The following is a 6,862-nucleotide window of genomic DNA, read 5'->3' as shown; positions in this document are numbered from 1 at the left end:
ACAAGGTCAAACAGTTCCGCAGGATCGCCACCCGATACGACAAGACCAAGGCATCCTTCGCCGCGTTCCTCAATCTCGCCGCGGCTCGCATATGGCTGCAAGACTTTGTCAACAGGACCTAGGTTTGGCTACCAACCAGTCTCAGATCTTCAATGCGAATGAACAACCTCTTTGGATTCCACACCTAGCGCGGAAAACTCCAGTCAAGAACGATCCAGTTTTCGGGGATCAGAGCACCACCCTTATGTTAAGAAAGGCGGAGTGATCGGCCTCGTCTGGCGGGTCCACTTTGATGGGGCTTACCAAGAAAGTTGCGTTTATTTATTATATGTTATTCACTCAGGGTAGGGTCTCATGTTAAAGTCCTTGAGAAAAGATTTTTCAGACGAAACACTCAAATCCCCTACCGGAATCCTCCCTCCCCGAATTCAGATGCAACAAAATAAACGAAACAACCAATGAAATATTTCAGTGAAGAAACCATTGGCGATGTCTTTTTCGAGGCAAAGCTTTTATCAAAATAATTAAATTGCCAGTATAAAAGTTTATTAGTTCCCGAATAAATCTCATGCAGTCGATCAATAGTGTATGATACTAACAGAATGGAATGTATGATATGAAAAGTAAAACACTTGTCTTCAGCCTTGGTCAATATGAATACGACAAGGCCTTCGCAAGTGCGGTTAATACGCATAAGAAATATTCAGAAAGGTTTGGGTACAGTTATTGTTGTGTTTCAGAAGATGGAAACTCGCTTCTCGGTAGGGAAAATATTTGGATAAAAACACTCCTCTTTTACGGTGCATTGTTGAAGAATGACTACGTCCTCTATGTAGATACGGACGTTGAATTTAAAGAGATTTGCCCCCCTGTTACGGAAGCCGTATCGAGAGATTGTCCTATAGGTGTGGTTGAGGGGCATTCTGGTCGCGTGAATGCCGGTGTTATCTTCGCTGCGCAAACCCCGTATTCTCTGAAATTCTTTGCTCAGTGGGTCGCAAGTCTGGGCAAGCCGCTTGAGCCTCGTCATGACGTCGGCTGGGGCGAAAATGGCCACTTGATTAGACTTGTCGAGGTTTTCGGAATAGAACCGCTTGAGACAAGATGGAACAACACGTTTGATCCGGACCTTGATGACTATTTGCGGCATTATACAGGTCCGCTGCGCAGCGAGTATGAATTTAATTCGGAAGAAAAAGTGGCATGGAATAATATTCTTAAAACGCACTCTGCCTCAAAAGCACAAGATAACATAGATATTATTACGTCTCTTTACGTGCTCAAGGAAGTTTATTCGCGCTCTGCGCCCTCTGAATATTTTGCCTCGTTTGATGAATGTTGGGAGCATGTTCGGGAGTTGGTTTTCACGGCTGGTATTGAAGCACGGACGAACAATCTTAGTAAAGACCATCAAATATATATAGCCGAAGAGATCGGTTCAACGGTACCAAATGCTTATGTTGCGACCCTGCGGGACGGCCTTCGCCGTGTGCACGGAGCAGAAAATATTAAAACCGGGGTCTCTCATTTTTGGGAGCACCCTTTTGCTGAGAATGACATTCTGCATATCGAATGGATAGAATCGTTATTCAATTGGAAAGTCCCGTCAGAGGAGCAGGTCGTTCAATATGAAGCGCGTATGAAGGAGATCGCCCAAACTTCCCCTATCGTGTATACCGCGCACAATTTTGATCTGATGCCAACCTATGGGGACATGCGGGTCCGCATGATGCAGGCTGTTGCGGACAACGCAACGCTGATTTGTCATCTTAGCAATGCTAACATTGCCGCATATAAGGAACATCACTCATCAATCCGTGGGCTCGATAAAGTCGCAACATCTATCGTTCCACATGGGGACTATCAACCTTATTTTCGAGAAAATCTAGTGGACTATGAAGACCCTGCTTTACTTTCTGAGAAAATTAAAATTCTCATTTTCGGACATATTCGCACAGAAGCAGAACTCCAATTTTGCCTGGAAACGGGCGAGTGCCTTGGGGAAGATCGTTTTCAGTTAATTTTCATGGGACCGGTGAATACAGACGTTATCCATTGGAGAGTTAGGCAGCATCTGCGCGATGAATGGGACGGTGGTCCTAGACGTGTCCATTATAAAGTTCCCGATGAACAGGTAGTTAGTCTTTTCAGCCAGGTCGACTGCGTTTTAATACCGCGCATAAACCGGTTGAATTCAGGTGTTCAATTCGTAGCCTATTCCCTACTGAAACCAGTATTTGTGCCGGCACAACACTCGATGGAAGAAATTCAGAATAAGATTGCTGGTTGCAGCGTTTACTCGGTTGGGAACGCAAAGCATGCTGCGCAACTCATCGAGGAGTATTTTAAGCATGACATTGCCAATCGATTGACGCATGAGTATCTAACTAACGACTTTAACTATGCACAGCAAGACTCTTACGTTGTAGGTCTGTCGCACTTAATTGCGTATAAACATTCCATTGATTGCTATAACAATAAAGTTAAGGGTGCGTTGTAAAATGGCGCTTATTTACGTTTATTCTTGGAAGCCTAAGAGCAGCATAAACTTTGGCGATGAAATTGGCCCTATGGTTGTTGAGGCGCTGTGCCGTAAAATCGGCCTTGATTTGGAAATAGTACCGACAGTTGCAACCAAAAAATCAAAGCTACTGGCGGTTGGTTCCGTCATTCACGAGGCGAATGACGGTGATGTTGTTTGGGGAGTTGGTGTAAATTCGAAACACAGCCGGAAACTTGCTAAAGGCACAGACATTATGTTCAACGCCGTGCGGGGGCCGTTAACACGGTCTATCCTGCTCAATGATGGATTTGATTGTCCTGAAATTTATGGGGATCCAGGTCTTTTGTTCCCGATGCTGTTCGACAAGGAAATTCGGGCATGTCGCGGACGTCTAGAGCGTGCTGCAGAGGCACTGGGAACGACAATGCCTGAAACGCTCGTGATTCCGAATCTCAATGATGATCGATTTTTACCGCAATTGGCACAGCCTAAACCCGACAAAAGTATAATGGTGCTGCGACCTAACTTAAACCCAATAACAATTGCTGCATACATTTCGGCTGCCAAATACGTTATCAGTAGTTCTCTACATGGTTTAGTATTCGCTGATGTTTACAGAAAATCAATTGTACGAATGATCAGCCAATATGAGCCGGAGTTTAAGTACACTGACTATTATGAGGGGACGGGTCGGAGCGTGCCCATGGCATATCCAACCGTCGAAGCCGCTTTGGACGGCGATTTCGTACACGCCTTGGAGTGGAATCCGGAACCGTTGATACGGGCATTTCCACTTTTTAAGGAAGAGATGATCGATCGACTGAAGTTAAATTTTTTCAAACTTCAGATAGGTAGTTACTATTCAGTTTCAGATCTTGGTATCGAAAATACTCCGTTTACAGCTGGTTGGTCGCATCCCACGGACGGGGTCGTTTGGTCAATTTCCGACTGGGTCGATTTGGACTTTTTCATCAAAGGCGGCGTGCAACCTAACAGTTCTTTGTATGTCAATCTCGGAGCTCTAACAGTTTCTTCAAAACCGGCTGTATGTATTCGTGTCGTTCACAATGGGAAGGCTGTGGACACGTTCTTTGTCTCCCGGAAAAAAGGCGTTCACCCCTTCAGGATCTCTCTTGATGATTTCATAGGAGAGAGCAGCGTCTCGATTAGACTCAAGATTGAAAATACCGTGCGTCCGGCCGATCATGGTCTAGGCAATGACGTACGTGACATAGGCGTTTACGTCCAAGGTTTCATTGTCGAAGGTGACCGTACGCTGGACCTAAAAGAAGAGCAGGCAGATCCAGCTCCATTGAATGTATTGGCGACATTACCTGAAAGTGAAAGAACCGTTACATTCAAACTGGAAACTGTTCAAGAGAACAGAGGATGGACAAACCCTAACTTCGAGGGTATCCCAAAGTATCTATGGGCCAAAAAAGTTGTCAGTCTACGATTTGATCGAAATTTCTTAGCGACACTTGACAATTTAACACTGTTCTTAAGTAAAGTAGCTGACAATGTTCAGGTCGATACAATCTCCGTCGAAATTGATGGAAATCCCCTTGACGCTGAGTTTGTGAAAAAGAATGGCTCGCAGTACATCAGAATAAACTTAGAAGATTTCGTACATCATGAAAATGAATCTGACGTTTGCTCTCTAGAAATTAACTTTGGAAGTGATGCGCCACCACTCGACGTGTTTGGTAGCACGACTTTGCCTCGACAGAGATTTGCAGCACAGGTTCGGAAAATTGGTGCTACATTGAGCGAGAAGAAAGCAGACTCAGCTCCATTGAATGTATTGGCGACGTTACCTGAAAGTGAAAGAACCGTTACATTCAAACTGGAAACTGTTCAAGAGAACAGAGGATGGACAAACCCTAACTTCGAGGATATCCCAAAGTATCTATGGGCCAAAAAAGTTGTCAGTCTACGATTTGATCGAAATTTCTTAGCGACACTTGACAATTTAACGCTGTTCTTAAGTAAAGTAGCTGACAATGTTCAGGTCGATACAATCTCCGTCGAAATTGATGGAAATCCCCTTGACGCTGAGTTTGTGAAAAAGAATGGCTCGCAGTACATCAGAATAAACTTAGAAGAGTTCGTACGTCATGAAAGTGAATCTGACGTTTGCTCTCTAGAAATCAACTTTGGAAGTGATGCGTCACCACTCGACGTGTTTGGTAGCACGACTTTGCCTCGACAGAGATTTGCAGCACAGGTTCGGAAAATTGGTGCTACATTGAGGGATTAAGTAATTGTTCCCCGTTCGCAACCATTAGACAGCCTGACGTTGCCCCTTGGAGGTAATCCAGTTTGAAATAGACTCTGGCCCATCGAAAGGGATCAGAGATGAAGCGCAACAGGTTCAGCGAAGAACAGATTATCGGCATCGTCAAAGAGCATGAGTCCGGCGTTTCGGTCGCCGATTTGTGCCGGAAGCACGGCGTGAGTAATGCCAGCATCTATAAATGGAAAGCCAAGTATGGCGGCATGGATGTGAGCGAAGCTAAACGGCTGAAATCGCTCGAGGATGAGAACTCCAAGCTCAAGAAGCTCTTGGCCGATGCCATGCTGGACAACTCCGCACTTAAGGACCTTCTAGGAAAAAAATGGTAGCGCCCGCCGCCAAGCGAAAGGCGGTCGTTTATCTCAGGGAGACCTTCGAGATGAGCGAGCGGCGGGCGTGACCGGATGAAGGCGATTGCCCATGAGCGCCGGCACTTTGGATATCGGCGACTGCATGTGTTGCTACGCCGGGAAGGCTATGTGGCCAACCACAGGCGCCTGTTCCGGATGTATCGGGAAGAGAAACTCTCGGTGCGACGCAGGGGTTGCCGGAAACGGGCCCTGGGGACACGGGCGCCGATGGTCATCCCTATAGCTCCCAACGACCGCTGGTCGCGGGACTTTGTCTCCGACCAACTGACCGATGGACGTCGTTCAGGGTTCTGACGGTCGTGGATAACTGCACGCGCGAGTGCTTGGCGCTCGTCGCTGATACATCCCTCTCAGGGCTGCGGGTTGTCCGAGAGTTGGAAACGCTCATGGCGGCACGTGGCAAGCCGAAGATGATTGTCAGCGACAACGGCACCGAGTTCACCTCGAATGCCATCCTGGGGTTCGCAGATCGACACGAGATTGACTGGCATTATATCGCTCCGGGAAAGCCGATACAGAATGCGTTCATTGAATCGTTTATGGCAGGCTCCGGGACGAGATGCTCAACGAAACCCTGTTCCCAAGCCTCTCCTACGCCCGAATTGCCCTCGGAGAATGGCAGACCGACTACAATGGAAATCGCCCACACTCGCAGCTGGGCTGGCTCACCCCAACCGAATACGCAACCACCTTTACCCCAACATGCGACCTGGCGCTGCGCTCAATGGCCGGCTCCACGCCAGCTCCCGTCTTCCACCGGGCTAAACAGGGCCAATACAGCCCCCGGAGTCTACGTCACGCTGGATAAAAGATGGGGGCAACGTCACCACCGACAACGCCTTCATCGTAAGCGTCCGGTGACACTCCCTTTTCGATTTTGGGTCTTCGGTTGAAGTTACGGAATTAGATACGTCATTAATTCCGTAGTGAAGGTGATCGATGGGTCGGGTTGAGATTTTGACGGGCCGGGAGCGGCGGCGCATTTGGTCGGATGATCAGAAGCTGACCATTCTTGAAGAGGTTGCGACCAGCGGCCTAACGATTGCTGATGTTGCTCGGCGGCATGATGTTCTGCCGCAACAGATCTACGCCTGGCGCCGCAAATTTGCTCAAGACCAGAGGGAGCATTTGCAGGAACCGTGTTTTCTGCCGGTAACGCTGGTAGCAAGCGAGGCCGAGAGACATGGTCAAGCACTGGAAGAAGAGTCTGTCCGGAAGCCTGCTCTGAAGAAGGCTGCACGAATGGGGCGGATCGAGATCCGCTGCAAAGGTGGCCGTGTACTGAAGGTGGATGCCGGGCTGGACCCTTTGATGCTGCAAGGACTGATCCGCTCGGTGGAAGAGGCATGATCGCGCCTGGATCGAACGTGCGGGTGTATCTGGCCCGCGGGGTAACTTCAAGCGCGCGACAGCCTGATCGACAAACTGAAGGAGCAACTGGCGGTTTTACGCCGCGCACGCTTTGGCAAGTCTTCGGAGAGGATCGAGCGCGACATCGCGCAGTTGGAACTGGCACTGGAGGAAATCGAAGGTAACCGCTGTTCTGCCCCCACGTTGTTTCGCCTCCCTCGATCTGTGATCGGCTGATCATGTTGGATCGAGAGGGAGTTTCTCCATGGAGACTACGATTGAGGTTCTCACGGATGGGCGTGATGCAGGTAGGCCGCGCCGTTGGCCAGACGATATGAAGGC

General features: G+C 48.4%; 3 protein-coding genes and 3 pseudogenes. All 6 read left to right on the top strand.

Translation table 11 applies throughout. The annotated features are described in order from the left end of the window. Window positions 1-122, top strand: a pseudogene (locus tag M0H32_RS29280) (IS5 family transposase); the annotation flags it as partial. Between the two features lie 485 nt (window positions 123-607). Then, the gene (locus M0H32_RS29275; RefSeq protein WP_248160285.1) at window positions 608-2,500 is read left to right on the top strand and encodes a glycosyltransferase family protein; all 1,893 of its coding nucleotides are present in this window, start codon (window positions 608-610) and stop codon (window positions 2,498-2,500) included. A 1-nt stretch (window position 2,501) separates the two neighbouring features. Then, a complete protein-coding gene (locus tag M0H32_RS29270) occupies window positions 2,502-4,763 on the top strand; it encodes a polysaccharide pyruvyl transferase family protein (RefSeq protein ID WP_248160284.1) in 2,262 nt (753 codons plus the stop codon). A 98-nt stretch (window positions 4,764-4,861) separates the two neighbouring features. Then, window positions 4,862-5,978: pseudogene (locus tag M0H32_RS29265) on the top strand (IS3 family transposase). Window positions 5,979-6,109: 131 nt separating this feature from the next. Then, window positions 6,110-6,520: an IS66-like element accessory protein TnpA gene (gene tnpA / locus M0H32_RS29260; RefSeq protein ID WP_248160282.1), complete on the top strand. Its 411-nt coding sequence runs from the start codon at window positions 6,110-6,112 to the stop codon at window positions 6,518-6,520. Window positions 6,521-6,586: 66 nt separating this feature from the next. Next, window positions 6,587-6,700, top strand: a pseudogene (locus M0H32_RS29255) (transposase domain-containing protein); the annotation flags it as partial. Window positions 6,701-6,862 lie beyond the last annotated feature (162 nt).

The organism is Roseibium sediminicola, assembly GCF_023156505.1.
In the GTDB taxonomy this organism is placed as follows: domain Bacteria; phylum Pseudomonadota; class Alphaproteobacteria; order Rhizobiales; family Stappiaceae; genus Roseibium; species Roseibium sediminicola.
This window is presented reverse-complemented; position numbering and strand designations above follow the sequence as displayed.

Bases quoted from the DNA above. Each gene is read 5' to 3' on its own strand.
- tnpA (WP_248160282.1), top strand. From the start codon at position 6,110: ATGGGTCGGGTTGAGATTTTGACGGGCCGGGAGCGGCGGCGCATTTGG.
- M0H32_RS29275 (WP_248160285.1), top strand. From the start codon at position 608: ATGTATGATATGAAAAGTAAAACACTTGTCTTCAGCCTTGGTCAATAT.
- M0H32_RS29270 (WP_248160284.1), top strand. From the start codon at position 2,502: ATGGCGCTTATTTACGTTTATTCTTGGAAGCCTAAGAGCAGCATAAAC.